The organism is Arthrobacter sp. HMWF013 (assembly GCF_003061105.1).
In the GTDB taxonomy this organism is placed as follows: Bacteria; Actinomycetota; Actinomycetes; order Actinomycetales; family Micrococcaceae; genus Arthrobacter.
On the sequence record NZ_QAIQ01000579.1, the window covers coordinates 1 to 1,477 of the forward strand.

1 protein-coding gene is annotated in these 1,477 nt (G+C 59.7%); it reads right to left on the reverse strand.

Translation table 11 applies throughout. The features are described from left to right. Positions 1–1,186: peptide ABC transporter substrate-binding protein (locus DBR22_RS19745; protein ID WP_108600402.1), on the reverse strand; the 1,186-nt coding region annotated here is incomplete at its 3' end. Positions 1,187–1,477: the final 291 nt, after the last annotated feature.

Sequence of the window (1,477 nt, forward strand, 5' to 3'; positions counted from 1 at the left end):
TCTTTTCAGCCTGTGCCCACAGGTCCTTGGCCTTGGCGGCGTCGAACGTGAGGATTTCGCTGCCCGGGATGTCTTCCTTGAAGCCGTCGATCACCGGCGGAGCGAAGGCCTTGGCCGGGGTGCGGGTTCCGTTGAAGATCACCTTGGTGATTTCTTCGCGGTTGATGGCGTAAGACAGTGCCTGGCGGCGCAGGAGTCCGGCTTCACCCTGGAAGTTGGGGTTGTAGCCCGGGATGTTCAGGGTGGAGTTCGTGGCAACCGGCTTGGTGGCGTTCCGGTCCTGGAAGTCCGTGACGTATGTCTTCAGCGCATTGGAGGGCAATACATCCGAGACGTCCAGGTTGTTGGCCTGCAGGTCCGTGTATGCGGGGCCCGGATCGGTGTAGAACTTGAAGGTCACGCCACCGTTCTTGGCTTCGCGGGGACCGCTGTAATCAGCGTTCTTCACGAGCGAGATGGACTGGTCGTGTACCCAGGCGCCGGTCTTTTCGAACTTGTACGGACCGTTGCCCACCGGGTTCTCACCGAACGTCTTCGGGTCAGCCAGGGCCGCTGCAGGCAGCGGGAAGAATGCCGAGTAGCCGAGGCGGAGCGACCAGTCAGCTTCAGGCTGTGCCAGCTTCACCGTGAGGGTGGAGTCATCCGTAGCGGTCAGGCCCGACATCGTTTCGGCGGTGGGAGCCGGCGTCGTGGTGGACTTGCCATCTGCCGACTTCTCAGTGGTTACAGCCGAGACATCCTCGTAGCCCGCAATGGACTCGAAGAAGAATCCGTTGTTCTGCAGGTTCTTGGAGTTGGCAGCGAAGTTCCAGGAATCAACGAACGTCTTAGCGGTGATCGCTTCGCCGTTGGTGAACTTCTGACCCTGCTTGACCTTGATGGTCCAGTTCTGGGCGTCAGAGGACTCAATGGACTCTGCCAGGGCGTTGACGGGCTTGCCGTCAGCGTCGTAGCTGCGAAGACCTTCGAAGAGCAGCTCGACAACGCGGCCACCGTAAACTTCGTTGGTGTTGGCCGGCAGCAAGGGGTTCTGGGGTTCGTTGCTGTACGCGGTGATGACCTTGTTGGGATCACCGGCGGATTGGCTGGCACCGTCATTGCTGCCGCCTCCAGCGCCGCAGCCGGTCAGGGCAAGGGCGGCGATTGCCACCATGCCGAGTGCTTTGGAAGTGCGCGTAAAACGCATTCCGCCTCCTATGAGTTGTGGGAGATATTCAGGGGAAATCTTTTGCTCCCCGGCAGGCCAGTCACAGGTTCACACTGTGACGCACCATACATACTTGAAGAGCCTAGCCGCACAATGTCCAAATACTGGTACTCCGTTGCCAAACCGTAATCAGTTAATCGCGAATAACTAGCCGGTACCCGGAAGTTGTGCAAGTCACATGTTACTTGTTGGTAGGACGTGCGGCGAATCGACGCTCCACGCGCTCTCCCACTGCCCGTGCAGGGCCTACTTCAGGCGCCACTCCCAGGC